Source organism: Porcibacter vitabionis (genome assembly GCF_046263795.1).
Lineage (GTDB): Bacteria > Bacillota > Clostridia > Lachnospirales > Lachnospiraceae > Lachnocurva.
Genome location: NZ_JBJYZD010000005.1, coordinates 1 through 21612 on the forward strand (window position 1 = coordinate 1; position 21612 = coordinate 21612).

The 21612-nt window shown below is 49.5% G+C and carries 14 protein-coding genes and 7 tRNA genes; 15 read left to right on the top strand and 6 right to left on the bottom strand.

Annotation, left to right across the window (positions count from 1 at the left end; translation table 11 throughout):
- Positions 1–6: 6 nt before the first annotated feature.
- The 3 genes from ACKX2L_RS05215 (at position 7) to ACKX2L_RS05225 (ending at position 3203) form a co-directional block, all read left to right on the top strand.
- A tRNA-Arg gene (locus ACKX2L_RS05215) sits at positions 7–80 on the top strand.
- Between the two features lie 176 nt (positions 81–256).
- Positions 257–1555, top strand: coding sequence for a fused HPr family phosphocarrier protein/2-hydroxyacid dehydrogenase (locus ACKX2L_RS05220; protein WP_497552165.1), 1299 nt, complete (start codon positions 257–259; stop codon positions 1553–1555).
- A gap of 232 nt (positions 1556–1787) precedes the next feature.
- Positions 1788–3203, top strand: a complete 1416-nt coding sequence (locus ACKX2L_RS05225) for an alanine/glycine:cation symporter family protein (RefSeq protein WP_497552164.1) — start codon at positions 1788–1790, stop codon at positions 3201–3203.
- A gap of 178 nt (positions 3204–3381) precedes the next feature.
- Here ACKX2L_RS05225 and ACKX2L_RS05230 read toward each other — a convergent pair whose 3' ends face one another.
- Positions 3382–4146 carry a formate/nitrite transporter family protein gene (locus tag ACKX2L_RS05230; RefSeq protein WP_497552163.1) on the bottom strand — a complete coding sequence of 255 codons (765 nt, stop codon included), beginning with the start codon at positions 4144–4146 and terminating at the stop codon, positions 3382–3384.
- A gap of 404 nt (positions 4147–4550) precedes the next feature.
- Here ACKX2L_RS05230 and hflX point away from each other — a divergent pair, with 404 nt between their 5' ends.
- The 6 genes from hflX (at position 4551) to ACKX2L_RS05260 (ending at position 10944) form a co-directional block, all read left to right on the top strand.
- On the top strand, positions 4551–5795 hold the full coding sequence (gene hflX, locus ACKX2L_RS05235) for a GTPase HflX (RefSeq protein WP_497551626.1): 1245 nt from the start codon (positions 4551–4553) through the stop codon (positions 5793–5795).
- Positions 5792–6664, top strand: coding sequence for an HD domain-containing protein (locus ACKX2L_RS05240; RefSeq protein ID WP_497551627.1), 873 nt, complete (start codon positions 5792–5794; stop codon positions 6662–6664). The genes hflX and ACKX2L_RS05240 overlap by 4 nt, the downstream gene beginning before the upstream one ends.
- A 132-nt stretch (positions 6665–6796) precedes the next feature.
- On the top strand, positions 6797–7966 hold the full coding sequence (locus ACKX2L_RS05245) for a THUMP domain-containing class I SAM-dependent RNA methyltransferase (protein ID WP_497551628.1): 1170 nt from the start codon (positions 6797–6799) through the stop codon (positions 7964–7966).
- Entirely contained in the window at positions 7963–9690 is a 1728-nt protein-coding gene (locus ACKX2L_RS05250; RefSeq protein ID WP_497551629.1) for a lectin like domain-containing protein, read from the top strand. The genes ACKX2L_RS05245 and ACKX2L_RS05250 overlap by 4 nt, the downstream gene beginning before the upstream one ends.
- A gap of 20 nt (positions 9691–9710) precedes the next feature.
- Positions 9711–10328 (top strand): RdgB/HAM1 family non-canonical purine NTP pyrophosphatase, encoded by a 618-nt coding sequence (gene rdgB / locus ACKX2L_RS05255; protein WP_497551630.1) that lies wholly within the window; start codon positions 9711–9713, stop codon positions 10326–10328.
- 133 nt (positions 10329–10461) lie between these two features.
- Positions 10462–10944 (top strand): metallophosphoesterase family protein, encoded by a 483-nt coding sequence (locus ACKX2L_RS05260; RefSeq protein ID WP_497551632.1) that lies wholly within the window; start codon positions 10462–10464, stop codon positions 10942–10944.
- Positions 10945–10993: 49 nt separating this feature from the next.
- On the opposite strand, the gene ACKX2L_RS05265 is transcribed toward ACKX2L_RS05260, so the two are convergent.
- Positions 10994–12961: a fructose-1,6-bisphosphatase gene (locus ACKX2L_RS05265; RefSeq protein ID WP_497552836.1), complete on the bottom strand. Its 1968-nt coding sequence runs from the start codon at positions 12959–12961 to the stop codon at positions 10994–10996.
- A 429-nt stretch (positions 12962–13390) separates the two neighbouring features.
- On the opposite strand from ACKX2L_RS05265, the gene ACKX2L_RS05270 reads away from it, so the two are divergent.
- The 6 genes from ACKX2L_RS05270 to ACKX2L_RS05295 all read left to right on the top strand — a co-directional run bounded on the left by ACKX2L_RS05270 (position 13391) and on the right by ACKX2L_RS05295 (position 14068).
- Positions 13391–13465: transfer RNA gene (locus tag ACKX2L_RS05270), tRNA-Pro, on the top strand.
- A 28-nt stretch (positions 13466–13493) separates the two neighbouring features.
- Positions 13494–13564: transfer RNA gene (locus ACKX2L_RS05275), tRNA-Gly, on the top strand.
- Positions 13565–13687: 123 nt separating this feature from the next.
- A tRNA-Arg gene (locus tag ACKX2L_RS05280) sits at positions 13688–13761 on the top strand.
- Positions 13762–13788: 27 nt separating this feature from the next.
- A tRNA-His gene (locus ACKX2L_RS05285) sits at positions 13789–13862 on the top strand.
- Between the two features lie 18 nt (positions 13863–13880).
- A tRNA-Gln gene (locus ACKX2L_RS05290) sits at positions 13881–13952 on the top strand.
- A gap of 43 nt (positions 13953–13995) precedes the next feature.
- A tRNA-Lys gene (locus tag ACKX2L_RS05295) sits at positions 13996–14068 on the top strand.
- Positions 14069–14159: 91 nt separating this feature from the next.
- Here the strand turns inward: ACKX2L_RS05295 and ACKX2L_RS05300 are convergent.
- The 4 genes from ACKX2L_RS05300 to ppk1 form a co-directional block, all read right to left on the bottom strand.
- Positions 14160–15542: an MATE family efflux transporter gene (locus tag ACKX2L_RS05300; protein ID WP_497551633.1), complete on the bottom strand. Its 1383-nt coding sequence runs from the start codon at positions 15540–15542 to the stop codon at positions 14160–14162.
- Between the two features lie 282 nt (positions 15543–15824).
- The gene (locus ACKX2L_RS05305) at positions 15825–18152 is read right to left on the bottom strand and encodes a methyl-accepting chemotaxis protein (RefSeq protein ID WP_497551634.1); all 2328 of its coding nucleotides are present in this window, start codon (positions 18150–18152) and stop codon (positions 15825–15827) included.
- A gap of 123 nt (positions 18153–18275) precedes the next feature.
- A complete protein-coding gene (locus ACKX2L_RS05310; RefSeq protein ID WP_497551635.1) occupies positions 18276–19355 on the bottom strand; it encodes a 6-phosphofructokinase in 1080 nt (359 codons plus the stop codon).
- Positions 19356–19394: 39 nt separating this feature from the next.
- Complete coding sequence (gene ppk1, locus ACKX2L_RS05315) at positions 19395–21461, bottom strand: polyphosphate kinase 1 (RefSeq protein WP_497551636.1); 2067 nt, start codon at positions 21459–21461, stop codon at positions 19395–19397.
- Between the last annotated feature and the right edge of the window lie 151 nt (positions 21462–21612).

The window sequence follows — 21612 nt, forward strand, 5'->3', positions numbered from 1 at the left end:
GGATATGTGCGTGTAGCTCAGCTGGATAGAGCACTTGGCTACGGACCAAGGTGTCGGGGGTTCGAATCCTCTCACGCACGTTTGGAAAGGAGATGCAAGAGCATCTCCTTTTTTTATATTTCGGGAAATGCAAATACTTCTCTCTTTTCTTTGGATTTCCAACGTTATCTGTTCTTTATTTATGGTACAATTCACTTAACCAAAAAGGAAATAAGAACTTTTAGATATCTTTTATTCATCAGGAGGAAAGATCATTATGAAGAGTTTTGATTATGTTGTAACTAACCCGCTTGGAATTCATGCTCGTCCTGCTGCGAGAATCGCCCAGGTCTGCATCGGTTATAAGAGTGAGGTAACCTTATCCGTTGATGGCGCTGAAGCCAATGGTGCGAATGTACTTTCGATTCTTCGTCTGGAAGCCATCAAGGGATCGACCCTTCATGTGGAGGCGGCAGGACCGGATGAAGATGAGGCACTTCAGGCTGTCCGGGCTGTTCTCGAAGAGGAGCAGCCCAAGGGAAAGAAGGCGGATATCCTTAAGATTGCCTTCTTCGGTACTAAGAGCTATGACCGGATCTTCTTCAGTGAACTGGCGAAAGACCGTGGAGTCGGTGCTTACAATGTCGATATCAAGTACATCAAATCTCGTCTGACAGAGGAGACGGCTTATCTTGCGAAGGGTTACGATGCGGTCTGCATTTTTGTAAATGATGAGGCTCCGAGACCGGTCATTGAAGAATTACATGATGTCGGGGTGAAACTGATCCTGCTCCGCTGCGCCGGATTTAATAATGTAGACATCGATGCTGCATCGGAATATGGAATTACGGTTCTTCGTGTTCCTGCTTATTCCCCTTATGCGGTCGCAGAGCATGCCATGACGATCATTCAGGCTGCGAACCGGAGGATCCATAAGGCCTATAATAAAGTCAGAGATAATAACTTCGCCCTGAGCGGACTTCTTGGAGTGGATCTCCATAATAAGGTTGCCGGTATTATGGGCACCGGCCGGATCGGCGTCTGCATGGCGAGAATCTGCAAGGGCTATGGCATGACGGTTCTCGGCTGGGATGCATTTCCAAATAAGAAGCTTGAGGAAGAGGGCCTTCTTACCTATGTGAGCAAGGAGGAACTCCTGCAGAGGGCGGATCTGATTTCTCTGCATGCGCCTCTCATCATGGGCGAGGGCGGAACCCATCATCTGATCAATCGTGAGACCATTTCCCTGATGAAGAAGGATGTCATGCTGGTCAATACCAGCCGTGGCGGTTTGATCGATATTGAGGCTCTGATCGAGGCTTTGAAGGAAGGACATTTCCACGCGGTTGCACTGGATGTTTATGAGGGCGAGGATGCTAATGTCTATACGGATCATTCCGAGGATATGCTTTCCAGCGATGTCGTTGCAAGACTAACGATGTTCCCGAACTTGATCCTGACTTCTCACCAGGCTTTCTTCACCAGAGAGGCCCTGCAGGCCATCGCCGCAGTCACCATGGAGAATGCGAGAAACTTCAACGAAGGCCTTCCTTACGGGGCCGCTGAGGTGAAATAAAGACCGTCCGGATACACTTCATCGCTTTAATGAAGTGAAACTTATTCAAGTGAAAGACGTCATCCTATAAGAAATATTAATAGATAATTGCGAACTTATTACCACGAGCCGCCGGCAATATGCTAAGATAGAAAAAAGTTTTTGCAGATGAAAACTTTTCAGCTGTCATGGCATATGCCGGCGGCTCGTTTCATATCACTTGTTAAGTCATCTGCGCGGGAGGAAAAAGAAAATGTGGAGTTCGATCAATCAAATCTTGGCCAAGATCGATAATGCTGTCTGGGGAGTTCCTCTGATGGCTCTGATTCTTGTAGGCGGTGTCTTACTCACCATCCGAACCAGGGGTATCCAGCTTCGAAGACTGCCTTTGGCGATCCACTGGGTCTTCCATAATGAGAAGGACCAGGAGGGTGAGGTCTCCAGTTTCGGAGCCCTGATGACTGCTTTGTCAGCAACGATCGGTACCGGAAATATTGTTGGTGTTGCAACAGCCGTTGGAACCGGCGGACCGGGAGCTCTCTTCTGGATGGTTCTGGCAGCCTGCTTTGGAATGGCAACCAAATATTCGGAAGCACTTCTGGCTGTAAAATATCGTGCGGTTTCCAAAGACGGAAAGACACTGGGCGGACCTTTCATGTACATCGAAAAGGGTATGGGCAGCCGCTGGAAATGGCTGGCTAAGCTCTTTGCTTTCTTTGGCATGTGTGTTGGTCTGTTCGGAATCGGCACCTTTTCTCAGGTCAATGGTATTGTCAGTGCGGTCAATAATTTCTTTAATCCGTCCGGAGACAAACCCATTCATCTTCCCGGGATCGGAAACTACAGTATGGTTACGATCCTTGCTTCTCTTCTGGTAGCCGTATTGGTTGCACTGGTTGTAATCGGCGGCCTGCAGAGAATTTCGAAGGTTGCTTCTGTTGTGGTTCCTTTTATGGCGATTACCTATTTTGTTTTCGGCATGCTTCTGATCCTGTTGAATATCACCAAAGTCCCGGCGGCTTTTGTTTTGATCTGCAAAGCTGCATTCGCACCCAGGGCTTTCACCGGAGGTATGGTCGGGTCTATGTTTGTTGCTATGCAAAAAGGTATTGCCCGGGGTATCTTCTCGAATGAAGCGGGTCTCGGATCCGCCCCGATCGCCGCTGCCGCAGCACAGACCAAGGAGCCGGTTCGGCAGGGTCTGGTCTCCATGACCGGTACCTTCATCGATACGATCATTATCTGTAATATCACGGGTCTGTCGATTGTTCTGACCGGTGGCTGGGAGGTGAAGGGACTGGAGGGCGTTGCCATCACAACTTATGCTTTCCAGAAGGGACTTCCGTTCCCGGAGCAGTTCTCAGCATTTATTCTGATGCTTTGCCTGATCTTCTTTGCCTTCACAACAATTCTCGGCTGGGATTATTACAGTGAACGCTGCATCACCTACCTCAGCGGGGAAAAGAAGAAACCTGTGAAAGTCTTCCGCTGGCTTTATATTTTAGCTGTATTCGCCGGCCCTTATATGACGGTTTCTGCAGTCTGGACCATTGCAGATATCTTCAATGGCCTAATGGCTGTGCCTAATATGATCGCTCTGTTCGCCCTGTCTCCGGTCGTTGCTTTTGAAACCAGGGACTTCTTCGCAAGAAAGAAACATCTGGAGTGAGACTTATCGTAATAGAAGGCAAAATTGAAAAATACGATAGTTCCGAAGCTCACCGAGGCAAGATTCGAGGGCATTTATCGTAATAGAAGACAAATGTAAAAAATCCGATAGTGAACTCAAGGTTTCACTATCGGATTTTTGAACATCAAGCTGTATTACGATAATTGCCAAGTTGTCTCTATTTCTCAGCCTTGGCTCCCACAAAATATGGAAGTGCAACGAAGCAGACACCGCCGATGATATTTCCAATCGTGACGGCAAGCAGGTTATGCAGCCATCCGCCGAAGGAGACGGCTTGGCCGGCCGGATCAAGGAGGGCCAGGGTCAGCTGAGTCATGTTGGCGATGGAGTGCTCAAAACCGCAGGTAATGAAGGCGAAGAGGCACCAGAAGATCATGATCAGTTTTGCGCTTTCGGATTTGCATTTAAATCCGCACCAGACAGCAAGGCAGACCAGAATATTACAGAGGATACCGCGGATCACAAGCTGTAAAAAGGGAGCGGACATCTTGCCTGCTGCGGCAGTTGCCAGAAAGATCTGGGCAGGCTCGGTATAGAGACCGGAGAAATGGAAGAAGACTGCGAGTAAGGCAGAACCGGCGAGGTTTCCAAACCAGCAGAGGACAAGAAGCTTTAAGGCATCTGCAAAAGAAATCTTCTTCTCAGTCAATCCGGCGGTCATCACCAAGGTATTTCCGGTGAAAAGTTCTGCACCTGCAATCACAACGAGGCTCAGGGCAATACCGAAGGCGCAACCCATGACGACCTTGGTTGCAGGAGCTCCTTTCATGAGGCCGCCGATAACATTGATCAGGATATTACCAAAGCCGATATAGGCACCGGCCAGCATGGAATGGATGAAATATCCAACGGGGCTTTTCTTCAGGAAGTTAACTTTGTTTTTTGCGGCAGAGGAGACTGCCTGATACGTTTCTCCGTACATAGGATTGCCTTTCTGTTCATGTGAAGATTAATGGTCACCGATATAGGTGAAAAGATAAGCAAGGTACATAACTTCAATTTCAGATTATCATAAAAAACGACAGAAGTATACAGAAAAACTCCCTTAGCAAGCCCCATTCCGGTAAGCTCCCATTCTGGTAATATCCCATTTCAGTAAGCTCCCATTCCGGTAATATCCCATTTCAGTAAGCTCCCATTCCGGTAAGCCCCATTCCGGTAAGCCCCATTCCGGTAAGCCCCATTCCTGTCTGACTCCATTCCGGCATGCCCTATTCCAGTAAGATCCCTTCCGCTTTCACTTGCACAAAGTGTCCGCGGGCCTTAGAATATCAATAAATAAGTAAGCTACAGGAGAATAAGTCTTTGATCGAAGAGAAGAGACAAGTGGAAAAATTTATTCTGATCGCAGTAGACTATGGTCAGGACTACCCGCCGGAGAAGTCATTGGATGAGCTTTCCGAGCTTTTGAAAACGGCCGGAGGAGAAGCAGTTTTTCGGGTCATTCAGAAGTTAGACAATCCTTTTCCCGGGACTTACCTCGGAAGCGGTAAAATCGAAGAGTTGAAAGCCTTTCTTCATGGCGAAGAGGAGGCAGGAAATCCAATCACAGGGGTTCTTTCCGATGACGAATTGTCGCCGGCTCAGATGGCGAATCTGGAGCAGATCCTGGGCGTGAAAGTCCTGGATCGAACCAGTTTGATCCTGGATATTTTTGCCCGGCACGCCAAGAGCCGGGAAGGAAAGATTCAGGTGGAAATGGCCCAGCTCTCCTATCAGTCTTCCCGCCTGGCCGGATCCTTCGGTATGGCCTTATCCCGTCAGGGCGGCGGAATCGGCACCAGAGGCCCCGGAGAGTCCATGCTGGAAACCGACCGCCGGGTCATTCGAAACCGCATGGCAAGGCTTCGAAAAGAGATCCGGGACATGGAGAAGTCCCGGGATACCGGCCGAAAGATGCGCCTGCAGAACGGGATTCCTGTCATCGCCATTGTCGGTTATACCAATGCCGGGAAGTCCACGCTCTTAAACCGCCTGACGTCTTCGGATGTCTTAGAGGAAGATCAGCTTTTTGCAACGCTGGATCCGACCACACGGACCGGAAAGCTCATCGATGGTCAGAAAGTCCTTTTTACGGACACGGTCGGCTTTATCCATAAGCTGCCTCACCAGCTTGTCGATGCTTTTCACTCGACTCTGGAAGAAGCTTCCTATGCTGATATCATCCTCCACGTGATCGATGGCTCGGACCCGGAGTGGCCCATGCACCGCCAGGTCGTCTATGAGACCCTCGATGAACTGGGGATCCGGGGCTGCCCTGTGATCACGGTCTTCAACAAGGCGGACCTTCTGGTGGAGCCTCTGCACGGGTCCGACGGAAGGGCTGAGCGGACGGTCTCTATTTCAGCCAAAAGCGGGCAGGGCCTGGACCGCCTCATGGAAGCGATCGCAGATGTCTTGAATGATCAAAGAGTGCTGATTGATCGGACTTTCTCCTATCAGGACGGGGCGAAGATCAACCAGATCCATCGTCAGGGCCAGGTGCTTTCTCAGGAATACAGCGAAGATGGCATCCATATTCGGGCCTACGTTCCCCGGAGTCTGTCAAATTTGGAAAGGACAAATTCGTGAAAGAGTTAGAGAAAAACGAGCGTTATTCCTATTCTTCCATCGGTCATCCGGCCTCCAGAAACCCCGAGGGCTTCTACTATTGCAGGGCGGTAGAGAGCCTGATGGCGGATGATTATGTCCTCTGCAGAGACTGCCCTTTGTATGGAGGGAATCATGCTTTGGGATTTCCCGAATGCTGGTATTATGATCTGGATCTCGAAGATGCGGAACTGATTGACCCGGAGGAGTTCTGCCAGAGAGAACATTCTTTGGTGGAAAGCGGCCTGATCCCGCATTTTCCTTTTTTCTTAACCGATGCAGAAGCACAGCGGCGTTTCGGCCTGATGGAAAAGGCGATTCAATTTGCTGCCAAAGCACATCTTGGACAGAAGAGGAAGGGAAACGGCTTGCCCTATATTTGTCATCCGATCGAAGTCATGATGCTTGTCGCAAGGATGACGCCGGATCCGGAGGTCGCGGCAGCAGCAGCATTGCATGATACTTTGGAGGATACGGATACGAGGGCGGAGGATATCCGGGAGCATTTTGGCGACCGCGTCCTGGCTTTGGTGCAAAGCGAGAGCGAAGACAAGAGGCCGGAGATGTCCAAGGCGGAATCCTGGCAGATCCGGAAGGAAGAGACGCTTGCAGTAGCAAGAAAGGATGGCCGTGACGCGAAGATCATCATGCTGGCGGACAAACTTTCAAATCTCAGGTCGACTTACCGGGAGTGGAAGATCATCGGCGATCAGATTTTCGACCGCTTTAATGTGAAAGACAAGGCCCGACATGCCTGGTATGCAAGAGGCTGTATGGAAGTCTTACAGGATCTTTCGGATCTGCCCCAATACCGGGAATTCTGCCGGCTGGTGGAAACCATATACTCCTGAGCTGTGGAAATGAGTTTTTTGCACGGGAACAAGCAGGTAATGATGAAAACAGCAAAAGGCATTGGCAATCCATAGGAAGGATCCGAGGCACTCTGGCTGCTATCATAAAAGAAAATAAAAGGAATAGAATTCATGAAACAATGGACATTAATGGCACCCTGTCACTTCGGTCTGGAGGCTGTTTTAAAAAGAGAGATCTATGATCTCGGATATGAAATTTCAGAAGTACAGGATGGAAAAGTCCTTTATACGGGAGATCCGGAGGCTTTAGTGCTCTCTAATATTCACCTTCGGACTGCGGAAAGAGTCCTTCTGGTTGTCGGCCGTTTCCGGGCAAGCACCTTCGAAGAGCTTTTTCAGGGCATCCGCAATTTGCCCTGGGAGGATTATCTGCCCCGGAATGCCAAATTCTGGGTCACCAAAGCTTCCTCTGTCAAAAGCAAGCTCTTCAGCCCTTCGGACATTCAGTCGGTCACAAAGAAGGCCATGGTAGAGCGGATGAAGTCCTATTATAAGATGGACTGGTTTCCGGAAGACGGGTCTTCCTACCCGGTCCGCATCTTTCTTATGAAGGATGAGGTGACCGTTACATTGGACAGTTCCGGTCCTTCTCTTCACAAGAGAGGTTATCGGACGGAAACCGGAAAGGCGCCGATCTCGGAAACTCTGGCAGCAGCCCTGATCCTTCTGACTCCCTGGCATGGTGATCGGATCCTGGTGGATCCTTTCTGCGGCAGCGGGACCTTTCCCATCGAGGCAGCCATGATGGCTTGTCACATGGCACCTGGTATGCGGAGGCATTTTACGGCGGAAGACTGGACCAATCTGATTCCGAGGGAAATGTGGACCGAGGCCAGAAAAGATGCTGAGGCAGAGGTCGATCTTGACATAAAAACCGATATCCAGGGCTATGATATCGATGGAGATGTGGTGAAGATCGCCCGCCAGAATGCCAAAAGGGCCGGCGTCGACCAATTGATCCACTTCCAGGAAAGACCCCTTTCTGAGCTGCATCATCCCAAGAAATACGGTTTTATTATTACCAACCCGCCCTATGGAGAGCGGTTGGAGGAGAAGGAAGCCCTGCCTCCCCTCTACCGGCAGATCGGTGAAGTTTATAAAAGACTGGACGATTGGTCTATGTTTCTCATCACGTCTTATGAAGATGCAGAGAAGTATATCGGAAAGAAAGCGGCCAAAAACCGGAAGATTTATAACGGCATGATCCGGACTTATTTCTATCAGTTTCCGGGTCCAAAGCCTCCGAAGAGATCCGGACAGGATAAGGCGGTGAGAAAATGAAGTTTCGTGCACGTTTTCTGATTTTCTTTTTGGTGATCGTGCTGGCCATCCTTCTTAAGAATTTTTCTTCGGATGAGCGGATCGGGACAGTTACGGCCTTCCGCGGAGCCCAGCTGGAATCCGGCGTTTTCAACCCTCTCATGGCCGGAAACGGCAGGCGGGCCGGCCTTCTTTCTGTCAAGATCGACAAAACGACCTATTCCAATCAGGGGGGAGAGACTTTTTTAAATACAGATCAGAAAGTGATGGCCTCCCTGCATTTTGTCCGGGATGTCTTTTCGGCGAGCGCATATGCAGATGCGGATGGAAAGCTGACTCTGCAGAGGAATAATCAGATCTATACCTTTCAAAGAGGGAAAAAGAAGGGGAGCCTTCTTAAGACTTCCGGTCGGAAAGGGTCGGCGGAGCAGGCGGAGAAGATCACCCTCGACCTGGCGCCTCAGGAATACAACGGCAAGTACTATTTCGGCATGGAGGATCTCTGCAAGCTTTTTGGCTATGGCTATCAATTTGATTCTGCATCCGTAACGGCATATCTGGATTCGTCCACAGCAGTAGCAGCCAGCCTTCCCAACAGATATGATCTGAGGGATAAGGGACGAGTCTCGAAGATCATGGACCAGGGAAAGCTTTCGGCCTGCTGGTCCTATGCGGCTTTGTCGGCCTTGGAGTCTTCGCTTCTTCCGGAAGAGTCCCTGACCTTTGATCCCAAGGATCTGGCCAACCGCAACAGCTACGGGATCAAGGATACGGATGAGGGATCTTATATGGTGGCTGTCTCCACCCTCTTGTCCTGGCAGGGGCCTGTCAAAGAAGGCGGGACGGACATCGCCGGTCATCTTCAGGAAGTCCATTTCTATGACCAGGATGATATGGATGATTTGAAATGGGCGATCTTCAAGAATGGCGGCGTGTCCACTTCTCTCTATGTCGAAGTCAATTCCTCGGATCTGTCCAAGTCGGATTTCTACAACAGCCGGACGGATTCTTATTGTTACAGTGGAAATAAGAAGCCGAATCATGATGTTGTGATCATCGGCTGGGATGATAATTACGATAAGAGCAAATTCGCTTCCAAGGTTCCCGGCAACGGGGCCTATATTTGCCAAAACAGCTGGGGAAGCTCCTTTGGAGACGATGGGGTCTTCTATGTCTCCTACTATGACACCAATGTCGGAAACTTCGCCGTCTCCTATGCCAAGTTTGAGAAACCTGAGAATTACGATCACATCTATCAGTCGGATCTCTGCGGGGAAGTCGGGAAGATCGGCTACAACCAGAACACCAATATGGCAGCCAATGTCTTTACGGCAGCAGAGGATGAGGACCTGCAGGCCGTCGGTTTCTATACGACGGGAAAGGATACCCAGTACGAGGTCTATGTCGTGGACCGGTTCGAGAATACGGGTTCTCTGGCGCAGAGGAAGGAGCTGGCCAGCGGCACCCTGCATGACACTGGATTCTATACGATCCCCCTGCAGGAGAAGGTGTCGATTGCCAAAGGCCATCGTTTCGCGGTTCTGGTGGCTCTGAAGACGCCGGGGACCAGCCACCCGATTGCCATTGAGTATAAGGGCAATGATATGACGAAAAATGTAGACCTGTCCGATGGTCAGGGATATATCAGCGGAAATGGCCTGGATTGGGAAGATGTAGAGAAGGCTTACCAGGCCAACCTCTGTCTCAAGGCTTACAGCAACCGGAAACAGAGTGATGAGGAATGAGAAGGAGACAGGAATAGATCATGAAGATTATATTTGCAACAGGTAATCAGGGAAAGCTGAGGGAGATCAGGGAGATCCTCGGAGGTCCGGGGATCGAGATCCTTTCGATGAAGGAAGCCGGTGTGGCTTGTGATCCGGAGGAGAATGGGTCTACATTTCTGGAAAATGCCTTTATTAAGGCAGAGGCCGTAAGAGAAAAGTGCAACGCTTCAAGGGATTCTTCCTTACAGCAGGCCCTGGTGATGGCGGATGATTCCGGCCTTGTGATCGATGCCATGCCGGAGGAACTGGGCGTAAGATCGGCTCGCTTTATGGGGCATGATACGGACTACCGGCTGAAAAACCAGGCTATTCTGGACCGCCTTTCTGATTTGCCGGAGGAAAAGCGGTCGGCCCGCTTTGTCTGTGCGATTGCGGCTGTTTTCCCGGATGGAAGGAAAGTGGATGCGGAAGGTGTGATGGAGGGTCGGATCGCCCATGAGATCGCAGGATCAGGCGGTTTCGGCTATGATCCCATCTTCTTTTTGCCGGATAGGAACTGCACGTCTGCAGAACTTACGGAGGAGGAGAAAAATGCCATCAGCCACCGGGGCAAGGCTTTGCGGCAGATGAAGGAGAAGCTGACAGGATCACTGTAAGGGTGGGTCCAAAGTCCGGCTATGGGATCGGCAGGAGAATGGTATGAGACCGGAGAAAAACGGATGGAAGCCGGGCGATTGTTGAAGAAATAGATGAGGCCGAATCGAAGGCGTGGAGATAGAAGGGAAGAATATGCGCATTCTGATTGTAAGTGACAGTCATGGGGACCGGAAGTATATTGATCAGGCCATAGAACGGGTGGAACCGGATATGATCTGCCATCTGGGCGATGCTCAGGGCGATGACATCCATATCCAGGCCATGGGAAATTGCCCCCTCTATATCGTGCGGGGAAATTGCGACAGTGACCTTTCTTTGCCTCTGGAGGAGACTTTCGACCTGGAGGGGCACCGGGTCCTGATGGCGCATGGTCATTACTTCGGGGGATCTCCTTCTACGATCGAGGCAGGGTTACGACGAGAGGCCGAGAAAAATCACTGCGACATTATTATGTATGGCCATACCCATATCCCGGTTTTAAGGGAAGACCCGGATCTTACGATCTTAAATCCGGGCTCCATCGCAAGGCCACGACAGGATGGCCGGAAGCACAGCTATATTGTGCTGGAGATTACGAAGAAAGGAGATTTCCTTTATAATCTCTGCAGTTTGTGACACTCCACGGCTAAAGCCGTGGAATTTTCTCGCCCACATGGGTGATAAATCACAGGGCCGGATGGCGGCCCGCCCTGGTCGGGTTTTCCGCAATGAGACCGCTTCGATAGGCACTGAGCAGACATTTCAGATCTTCCAGTCGTGCTTTGAGGCGCTGGCCGTTGTCGGTATCGCGGATGAGAATTCGTTTGGGAGCATTCATGGCGATGATTTGATCACTGTGGATGTCTCTCTCGTTTTGGATGGCATCTTCTTTCGAAGTAAAGGGCTCATGGGCAACCAAATGCATACCATAGGAATTGTAGATCAGGGTGTAGCCGGCAATTCCGGTCTGCTTCTGATAGGCTTTTGAGAACCCTCCATCAATGACCAGGACTTTTCCATTGCATTTGGAAGGGCTCTCACCCTTACTCTGCAGAACCGGTACATGGCCGTTTACAATGTGGCCGTCGCTGCCAAGACCGAATTCGCTCAGAACCCGGTTCATGATAGCTTCATTGTCCATCAGACGGTAGTAGGGATTCTTGATTTCCCGGTGAGTCTCTTCATCAGCGATGAAGTATCGTTCAAAGGTGGTCATCCTGTTTTTTCCAAAGAGCGGCGATCTCGGGCTGGACCAGATCCAGTACATAATATCGCGTCCCTTCTGTCTTTCCTCTTCATCTACGGCAAAAAAGGCCCGCCGGACATATTTCTCCAGCTCATCATAGAGAGGCTTTCCGGAAAACTCATGCCCATAGACATTGACTTTCATGAAACGGCCGGATTCATCCAGCGGAATGCAGCCATGATAAAGGAGATTATTGTTGTAGACCTTGTAAAGGCTGCCCTTGTTCAAAAGGAACTGCATGTGAGTCTGGAGCTTATCACATTGTAGAAAAGCGGTCTGCATGCGGTCCATGACATATTCCTCTTCCTCTGTCAGGCGATAAGGATCCTTGGGATCTATGGTTGGAAAATTGTTATCCAGAAGGGGATATTCTTTCCCGTCTAGATTGATGGTTCCCTTGTCATAATTGATTTTCTCCAGAAGGCAGCGATCCTCCATCTGAAATTCCGGATGACGGTGGAAAAGCTGCCCTTCCAGCTTGAACTGGATGATGGCGATGGCCTTGTGCATCTTCCGGTTCAGGCTGTCTTCTTCTTCGGTCAGAACGCTTCCTTCTACATCCTTGGTTTTAAAGAGGCTGCAGGAATCGTTCCTGTATTGGTTCAGAGCCAGGGCTGCCAGAGGAAGCATGTTAATGCCATATCCGTCCTCGAGGATATCCAGATTTCCGTATCGGGCCGAGATCCGCATGATGACAGCAATGCATTCCCGGGAGCCGGCGGCAGCGCCCATCCAGGTGATGTCGTGGTTGCCCCAGCAGATGTCGAGGGAATGGTAATGGAGGAGGCGGTCCATGATCTTGTCCGGACCAGGACCGCGGTCATAGATGTCGCCGAGGATATGCAGATGGTCGACGACCAGACGCTGGATCAGATGGCAGAGGGCAGAGATAAATTCCTCAGCTCTTCCAATCTCGATAATGGTATCAATGATGGCATTGTAATAGGCTTCTTTATCGGTTATTTCGGGCTTTTCGGTGATCAGTTCCTCAATGACATAGGAGAATTCCTTTGGCATGGCCTTACGAACCTTGGAACGGGTATATTTCGATGAGGCTCGTTTGCAGATCTCAATCAGGCGGTAGAGGGTGATCCGGTACCAGTCGGACATATTCTGAGTGGATTTTCGGATCAGGTCCATCTTTTCCCTGGGGTAATAGATCAGAGTCGCCAGGGAATTTTTGTCGGATTCGGGCAGAGTCCTGCCGAAGACATCATCGATCTTCATTTTGACAGCGCCGGAGCCGTTTTTTAAGACATGAATGAAGGCTTCATATTCACCGTGGATATCTGTAATAAAGTGTTCTGTGCCCTTGGGAAGGTTTAGAATCGCTTCCAGATTGATGATTTCTGTGGATGTACTTGCTATGGATGGATAGAGCTCTGCAAGAGTCAGGAGATACTTCATTTTTAATTCCTGGCTGTCATTGGTATCGCAGGCCGATTTCTGTGCTTCTGATCGGTCTGGCTTCCTGATATCTGATCCGTCCGGTTTCCTGATTTCAGATCTGTCCGGCATTTCTGATCTGACCGGCTTCCTCATTGGTTTTGACATGATTTCCCCCGAATCCAAACCGGATTGGATTTATCCGGTTTTATCTTTCTCATAATTCCTTATGTGTAGTATATTCTTACCGGTGAGGCTCTGCAAATGAATTTCGACTGAAATACTTGAACTTGACTTTTCCCTTGATCCATCCTGAATTGAAAAAGCTGCTTCCTGTGCAGGACGAAGGCAAGGGTTGAAATAAATCAATGAAAAAAGTGCTTGACATGAATTCTCTATTTACGTATAATAACACTTGCGTTTCGAGTTATGGCCAAACGCCAATCAGTTCGGGGTGTGGCTCAGTTTGGCTAGAGCACCTGGTTTGGGACCAGGGGGTCGCAGGTTCGAATCCTGTCACCCCGATGCATTTATTCTATATCATTTGTGATATGCGGGTGTAGTTCAATGGTAGAACACCAGCCTTCCAAGCTGGATACGTGGGTTCGATTCCCATCACCCGCTGAATCGGGATCAGTGATCAAGCTCAAGTTTTCGCTTAGGTTTCTCCTTAAGAGATTTTAGATTCCGTCCCGTTTGCAAAGTCTAGTCGTTGAGCGTTTACACATCGGGCTTTGCTTCATATATGTGTTCGTAGCTCAGCTGGATAGAGCACCGGCCTTCTAAGCCGGTTGTCCGGGGTTCGAATCCCCGCGAGCACATTGATCGCTTCTGGCGATTACATTATGGTGGGTATAGCGCAGTTGGCTAGCGCGTCAGATTGTGGCTCTGAAGGCCGTGGGTTCGAGTCCCATTACCCACCCTGTTGCTATAGCAACAATGGGCTATAGCCAAGCGGTAAGGCACAGCACTTTGACTGCTGCATTCGTGGGTTCGAATCCCGCTAGCCCAGTCAATCAAATAACCGACTGTGGTTGGCCGCTGGCAGAATATGAGTGGCATTAGCTCAGTTGGTAGAGCACCTGACTTTTAATCAGGTTGTCGGGGGTTCAAATCCCCCATGCCACACTTAAGATGGAACGTGTGAAACTTTTGGTTTCACACGTTTTTTTATTTTCTTTCCAAAATCCGATAGTTTCGGGCCTGAGTCTGGAGAAAGTTATCGTAATAGAAGCTGCTTTTCCTTTATCACCCTCTGCCGCTTCATGACACTGTAATAAACCAGGATCACATAGACCCCGGCGGTCAGCCAGGCGGTCTGATGGGTCAGACAGATGGCAGTGAAACCGAGCCGTGGAACCATGGTCAGGGCGAAGACAGTCCGTGCAATCATCTCAATCACACCGGATCCGACGGCACGCCCCGGGTAGCCCATCCCCTGGAGAGCCGGCCGGAAGACATTGACCGGCGTCACCATGAAAAACATGAATCCGACATAGGTCAAAAAGCGGGAAGCGATCCTTAGAATCCGGCCACTGTTGGCCTGATTTGTTGAGAGAAAGAGGGATGCGGTCGAATGGCCCGTCAATGCCATCAGGGACCCGAAGATCAGCCCGTAAAGGAGGCCGAGCAGGGCGGCAGACCGGACTCCGGATCGAATGCGGTCCGGCTTCCCGGCTCCGAAATTCTGACCGACATAGGTGGCCACGGACGAAGAGAGAGCGACATAGGGGCACATCACAAACTGTTCGACACGATCCCCGGCGGTATATCCGGCGATATAGAGACTGCCCAGGGCATTGTTTGACGACTGCATCACCATACTGCCGATGCCTGTAATGGAGAATTGCAGTCCCATGGGAAGCCCCATGACAAGAAGCTTGGCGGCGACATCTCCGGACAGGATACGATTTTCTCTTCTCGGATGCAGGATCTGCATTTTTCTCCAAATATAGACCAGGCAGAGGAAACCACTGAGAAGCTGAGATGTAATAGTCGCGATGGCAGCTCCGGCGCAGCCCCAGTCTAATACAGCAACACAAAAGAGGTCCAGGAAGATATTAATGATAGAAGAGGTCAGAAGGAATAGGAAAGGGATCCGGCTGTTTCCTACCGCTCGAAGAAGAGAAGCCTGCAGGTTATAAAAGAGGGTAAAAGGAAGCCCAAGGAAAATAATGCGGAGATATAGAGTCGCGTTTCCTGCTATCTCATCTGAGACGTTCAAGAGGTGAATGATCTGGCCGGTGAGGAGAGCCGTGGCACTTGTCAGGACCAGGGAAATCCCCAGGGTCAAAAGAATGGCATGATAGAGGAAGGTGCGCATTTTTCCATAGTCTCCCGCACCGAATTGTTGGGCAACCGGAATGGCAAAGCCGTCGCAGATGCCACTGCAGAAGCCGAGAATCATGAACTGAACACTGGTGGAAGCACCGACAGCGGCGAGTGCATTGGCCCCGAGGATCCGGCCGACAATGATGGAGTCCGCCATGTTATAGGTCTGCTGTACCAGCTGGCCGAGAAGAACCGGAAGCATAAAGCGAAGGAGGAGCCGAACCGGGCTTCCCTGGGTCATATTCTGTACTTGATTGGAAGACTCTGACATGTGTGTTTCCTCTGATATAACATAAGACATAAACTTTCGACTTATTATAACAGTTTAAGAGGAGGATTCCTCCGCCTTTTTTTCATAAATACAAAAACCAGCCGGCGTCTCATGAAGACGCCGGCTGGTTCTATCTTATGATCAATTTCTATATGATGATTCTTGTCAACAGTCTGGAAACCACACTTAATAAAATAATTGTTGGATCATTTCTCCAACCGAAGCTTGGAAACCAACTGGTTCATCATTTCTTCAACTGAAGCTTGGCAACCAGCTGGTTTATCATTTCTTCAACTGAAACTTGGCAACCAACTGGTTCATCATTTCAGCCTGAGAGGAGAGCTCTTCACTTGCAGCTGCACTCTCCTGTGCTGTTGCAGAGTTGGTCTGTACGACAGAGGAAATCTGATCAATTCCCTGAGTGACTTCGGCAACCCCGGCATTCTGCTTCTTGGATGCCTCGGAAACCTGAGCAACCAGACTGTCGATTTCGTGGAAGCTGTTTTCTACCTTATGCAAGGCAGCAGCGGTTTCTTCTGTAATGGTAGCACCCTTTTCGACAGCGCGGATCGTATCTTCGATGAGATGAGCCGTATCTCCGGCTGCATCCTGAGATTTCTTGGCCAGGTTTCCAACCTCGTCTGCGACAACGGCAAAGCCCTTGCCTGCCGAGCCGGCCCGTGCTGCCTCGATGGAAGCGTTGAGAGCCAGGATATTGGTCTGGAAAGCAATATCATCAATGGTCTTGATGATCTTATTGATCTCACCGGCCTTGGCCGTGATTTCCTGCATTGCCTCTGACATCTCCTGCATCTTTTGGTTGGAGAGAGCAACATCATCGGAAGAGGATCGGCTGATGGAAGCTGCTTCCATACTTCGGTTGGCGGTCTCCTGGATCTGAGTGGAGATGTCATTCATATTCGTAGACAGATCTTCCAGAGAAGCAGCCTGTTCGGTAGATCCTTGAGCAAGAGCCTGGGCACCGGATGCTACCTGAGAGCTTCCGCTGGAAACCTGATCGGCAGCAGTCCGAATGTCGCCCATGGTGTCAGACAGCTTGTCTGTGATCTCTACAAGGGAATCATAGAGGGGCTGGTAACCACCGACATAGTAATGACGCTTTACATCGAGGTCTACATTGAAATTGCCACGTGCCATCTCATCCAAAACACGGGACAGGTCGTTTATAATATGGCGGAGACGGGACATCAGGTGGGAAATGCCGGTTACAAGATTTCCGATCTCATCCTTGCCCTGATAGTTCAATTGGATATCAAAATCACCATCGATAACCTTATCTGCAGCCTGGCTGACTTCCTTCAGAGGCGCGAGAGCTTTTCGAAGCAGACTGACGATCAAAACGATCAGGAGGAGTCCGATGATAATGCCACAGATGACAACCAGATTCGTCAGCATAAAGGTGGCATGATTATATTCTTTCATCGGGACGGCTGTCTGAATCCACCAGGTTTTCTGTCCGGCATCGACCGGGGTATAGAAACGCATGACCTGACCAGAGGAAGAACTTGTCTGAATATTGAATTCTTTACCCTTGGTCCACTGCTTGGAAATCTTATCGAAGGTGGTGGAGTCTACGGTCTTACTGAAATCCTGGCCAATGACTTTCGTATGTGTGCTGAAGAGAATATTTTGGTGCTCGTTAATCAGATTGACATAAGCGTTAGGATACTCCGGCATACGTACTGCGATGGTCTGGAAGACATCGGCTTTCAGATCTACTTCGACGACACCCATAAATCCGGCATCTGTTATGATGGGATAGTAGGCGCTGATCATATTGACGCCATCTTCCTTGTAGGCGTTGGTAAAACCGGCTTTGGCTTCACTTCCAAGGACCTTGGCCGGCTTATAGTAATCTTCTTCGGAGTAGGAACTGTAAGCCAAATTTTCAATGCTGTTTTCCTTCAGATCTTCCTTGTTCAGATAGGGCGCATAGACCTGGGCGGAAGTAGAAAAGGCACCCGGCTCGAAGAAGACACCTGCACCGACAACATCCGGGTTATCGGATACGACCTGGAAAAGGGTATTGATGATGACGCCTTCGGCATCAAAACGACTTGCCGGAATCGGAGCGCCGGTCAGGCGGCTGATATAGTTTGCACTGACAGCCTGAGGCTGGCCCTGAATCTCACCCTGGGTTGCCCAGGAAGCAGTAATAGCTGAGTCCATGCTGTCAGGCTCAGCATACATTTTTTTCAGAGCCTGCTGAATTGTGTTATTGACACTATCGGTTGTCTGTAAGGTCGTCTTGACCTGATTGCGGTTTTTCTCGCTGATGTTAAAGAAGAGCTTGTTTGTCGACTGACGAACCGAACGCGCAACGACAATAGAAACTACGGTATTCATTGCAAAGAAGGAAAGTGCAATGACAATCGCACAGATCAGGGCAAGACGAGCGGCCAGGCTGTGAAAACCGGAGGACTTGCTTTTCCTCCCTTTGCTTTTTTTAGAGGCTGCAAGAGATGCCTTCTCTGATGCTTTCTTTTGTTCTTCTATCGATATTTGTCCGGATTTACTTTGTTCAGACCTGGAGGACTCCGTCTGGGTGGACGGATCTGCCTTCAAGCGCCTTTTCTTGAATGCTTTCATAATAAATCTCCTCACCTTAACAATGATTACAGAGAAATATCGTCAGAAAAGGGTGAGGAGATAATGAAAAAAATGTTAATTTTTCTAAGAATTTTCTATGTTTCTTGTGGATATTGGTGGAGATCACTCGTCACCGAAGGTGACACCCATTAACTTGGCATCTTTGATCACTTCGCCCTCCGGATCGACATATTTCAGCTTTCCTGCGCTTTCTGCGAGAGGAATAGAAGTGATTTCTCCGGCCTGACTTACAACGAGACGGCCGAACTTCTTATTCATGATGAGCTTTGCACCTTCAATGCCGAAGCGGGTGGCATACATTCTGTCATAGGCAACCGGGGATCCGCCTCTCTGGGCATGTCCGATGACTGCAGTGCGAACCTCGATATCAGGAAGTATTTCTGAGAGCTGGTTTGCTATTTCTACGACAACGCTGGCACCGTTTCGGGCCGCCACCTTGGCCTTGTATTCTTTCTTGGACAGTTTGGCGTCTTCCTTGGAGATGGCACCTTCCGCGCAGGCAATCACAGTAAAATTCTTGCCGATTTTCTGCCGCCTTTTGACCCTCTTGGCAACCACGTTGATGTCATATGGTATCTCGGGCAGGAGAATAATCTCCTCGCCGGCGGCCAGACCTGCTGCAAGTGTGATATGACCAACCCTGTGCCCCATGATCTCTACCACGAAGACACGGGTATGGGATTCTGCTGTTGTATGGATCTCGTCCAGATTCCGCACGGCAACATCAATGGCAGACTGGAAACCGAACGTATAATCGGTGCCGTAAATATCATTGTCTATGGTTTTCGGCAGTCCGATGACATTCAAGCCCTCTTCGGACAGCATATTGGCGGACTTCAGAGAACCATTTCCACCCAGAACGCAAAGCGCATCCAGCTTCAGCTCCTGATAGGTCTTTTTCATGGCAGAGACCTTGTCAAAACCATCCTCAATGACCCGCATTTTCTTAAAAGGGCAGCGGGAAGTGCCGAGAATGGTGCCGCCCTGGCTTACGATGCCGGAGAAATCGCGCGGCGTCATCTTGATGTAATCCTTATACATGAGTCCGCGATAGCCGTAACGGAAACCGATGATTTCCAGATCCGGAATATTATTGTAGAGAGTCTTGGCCAGTCCCCGCATGGTTGCGTTCAAAGCCTGGCAGTCCCCGCCGCTTGTCAGAATACCTACCCGATATGCCATAAGATGCTCCTTTCTCGGAATGAATATTTTCCCGAAATCTTATTTGCCTTTTTCATCAGACCTATTGTTCAGCGTGAATCCTGAGAAGAAGTATTCCTGAGAATTCAGCTTTTCCTTCTTGTTCCGGACCTTCCGGTACTTGCCATCAGATCCAAGCTCACAGGCCTTGACATTATCCTGCAGCATAATTCGGAACATGGACAGGATCTTATTCCGACAGCTTTCATCGTAGATCGGTGCGGCAATTTCAACTCTTCGCTCTAAGTTTCTCGTCATGAGATCCGCCGATGAAATATAGACCGCGGGATTCTCTGCACCGAAGATATAGATCCTGGAGTGCTCGAGGTAGCGGCCGACAATCGAAATAATATGGATATTATCCGTATAACCCTGTATGCCGGGCGTGATACATGAGATGCCACGAACGATCATATCGATTTTGACGCCGGCCTGGCTGGCCTCGACCAGCTTTTCAATGACGGGCTTACTGGTGACAGAATTACATTTGAAACCAATATAAGCAGGCTTCTTCTGCTTTGCCTTCTCGATTTCCTGATCAATATAGGAAAGGATACGGTCCTGCATGGCATGCGGGGCAACCATTAATTCATTGATATGACGGATGGTCTGCTCCTGAGCCAGATGATTAAAAACGGTATTGGCATCCTCACCGATGGATCTTTTGCTGGTCATGAGGCAAAGGTCGGTATAGAGCTGGGCCGTTTTCTCGTTGTAATTTCCGGTACCGATCTGAGTGATATACTGCACCCTGTCGGTTTTATCCAGATAAGTAATCAGGCAGAGCTTACTATGTACCTTATAGCCGTTCAGGCCATAGATGACATGAGCACCGGCCTTCTCCAGAGCTTTGGACTGTTCAATGTTGTTTTCTTCATCGAAACGGGCACGGAGCTCGACAAGAACCACCACATCCTTGCCGTTCTCAACCGCACGAATCAGAGACTTGATTACCCGGGAATTCTTGGCAACCCGGTAGAGGGTCATCTTGATACTGGCAACGTTGGGATCTGTTGCGGCTTCATCCAGAAGACGGAGAAAAGGCGACATGGATTCGAAGGGATAAGCAAGGAGGATATCATGCTTCAAAATCTGCCGGATCATAGGAGTCCGGTTTTCTACCATCGTGGAATTCTGCGGAAGCAGAGGGTGGTAGAAAAGCTCCGGATGGCTTCCTCTTAACAGGTCACGGATCTCTCCGAAGAAAGAGAAGTCCAGGGGACTTTCGGACAGGAAGAGCTGTTTGTCTTTCAGATCCAGGAAATTCGCCATCATGGAGAGCTCCTGTTTTTCTAAACCCGGCGTATATTCCAGTCGTAAGGGGTGGAGCTTCCTCCGCTTCCGAATCAGATTCTCCATCATGGACCGATAATCGTCGCTGTCCTCCATTTCGTCCTCATCGATATCGGCGGATCGTGTGACACAGATAACGCTTGCGGCCTCTACCTTCTGATTTCGGAAAATCTGAGGCAGGTAATGCGTCAATACGTCTTCCAAGAGAATCAGAGAACCGTCTGACAGATGGATGAGCCGCATTTCTTCCGCATGGACGATTGAAACGATGCCGAGCTTCCGCTTGCCTTTTTTCGTGGTCAACTGGGCTGCCAGATAGAGGTCGTCATTATTTAAGAAAGGAAATGGCTGACGGCGGGAAATGATCTGTGGAGACAAGAGGGGCAGTATCTGGCTCTCAAAATAAGAATCCAGAAAGGCTAAGTCTTCTTTCCGCTCGATTTCATCGAAGGAAAGAAGACGGACACCATATTTCCTCAGCGCTTTGACTGCTTCTTTATAATAACGGTCCTTCTTCCTGTTCAGAATGCGGATGCGCCCCAGAATGGCATGAATCTGCTCTTCAGCCGTCATATAGGTCTTGTTTTCCCGTTCGGTCGGATAATAAAGCATCTCGTCATAAAGAGAGCCGACTCTTACACGGAAAAATTCATCCAGATTGGTTTGATAGATCGAGATAAAAGACAGCTTCTCAGCCAGGGGGACATTCTTGTCCTTAGCCTGCATGAGAACGCGGTCATTGAATTTTAACCAGGACAGTTCACGGTTTTCTCTGTAAATTGCTTGATCTTTCATAATCTTTCTCCTGCATACTCCCGGAATTGTATTTGATGCTGACAGACTGAACGGATTGCTAGCCATGCAGCATCGTGTTTATAATATATTATGACACATACTAGATACAAGAGGTATGAAAATTCAGTAGATTTTACAGATTCTTTACAAA

Coding starts and splice junctions, on each gene's coding strand:
- ACKX2L_RS05220 (WP_497552165.1), top strand. CDS start 257: ATGAAGAGTTTTGATTATGTTGTAACTAACCCGCTTGGAATTCATGCT.
- ACKX2L_RS05225 (WP_497552164.1), top strand. CDS start 1,788: ATGTGGAGTTCGATCAATCAAATCTTGGCCAAGATCGATAATGCTGTC.
- ACKX2L_RS05230 (WP_497552163.1), bottom strand. CDS start 4,146: ATGTACGGAGAAACGTATCAGGCAGTCTCCTCTGCCGCAAAAAACAAA.
- ACKX2L_RS05245 (WP_497551628.1), top strand. CDS start 6,797: ATGAAACAATGGACATTAATGGCACCCTGTCACTTCGGTCTGGAGGCT.
- ACKX2L_RS05250 (WP_497551629.1), top strand. CDS start 7,963: ATGAAGTTTCGTGCACGTTTTCTGATTTTCTTTTTGGTGATCGTGCTG.
- rdgB (WP_497551630.1), top strand. CDS start 9,711: ATGAAGATTATATTTGCAACAGGTAATCAGGGAAAGCTGAGGGAGATC.
- ACKX2L_RS05260 (WP_497551632.1), top strand. CDS start 10,462: ATGCGCATTCTGATTGTAAGTGACAGTCATGGGGACCGGAAGTATATT.
- ACKX2L_RS05265 (WP_497552836.1), bottom strand. CDS start 12,961: ATGAAGTATCTCCTGACTCTTGCAGAGCTCTATCCATCCATAGCAAGT.
- ACKX2L_RS05300 (WP_497551633.1), bottom strand. CDS start 15,542: ATGTCAGAGTCTTCCAATCAAGTACAGAATATGACCCAGGGAAGCCCG.
- ACKX2L_RS05305 (WP_497551634.1), bottom strand. CDS start 18,152: ATGAAAGCATTCAAGAAAAGGCGCTTGAAGGCAGATCCGTCCACCCAG.
- ACKX2L_RS05310 (WP_497551635.1), bottom strand. CDS start 19,355: ATGGCATATCGGGTAGGTATTCTGACAAGCGGCGGGGACTGCCAGGCT.
- ppk1 (WP_497551636.1), bottom strand. CDS start 21,461: ATGAAAGATCAAGCAATTTACAGAGAAAACCGTGAACTGTCCTGGTTA.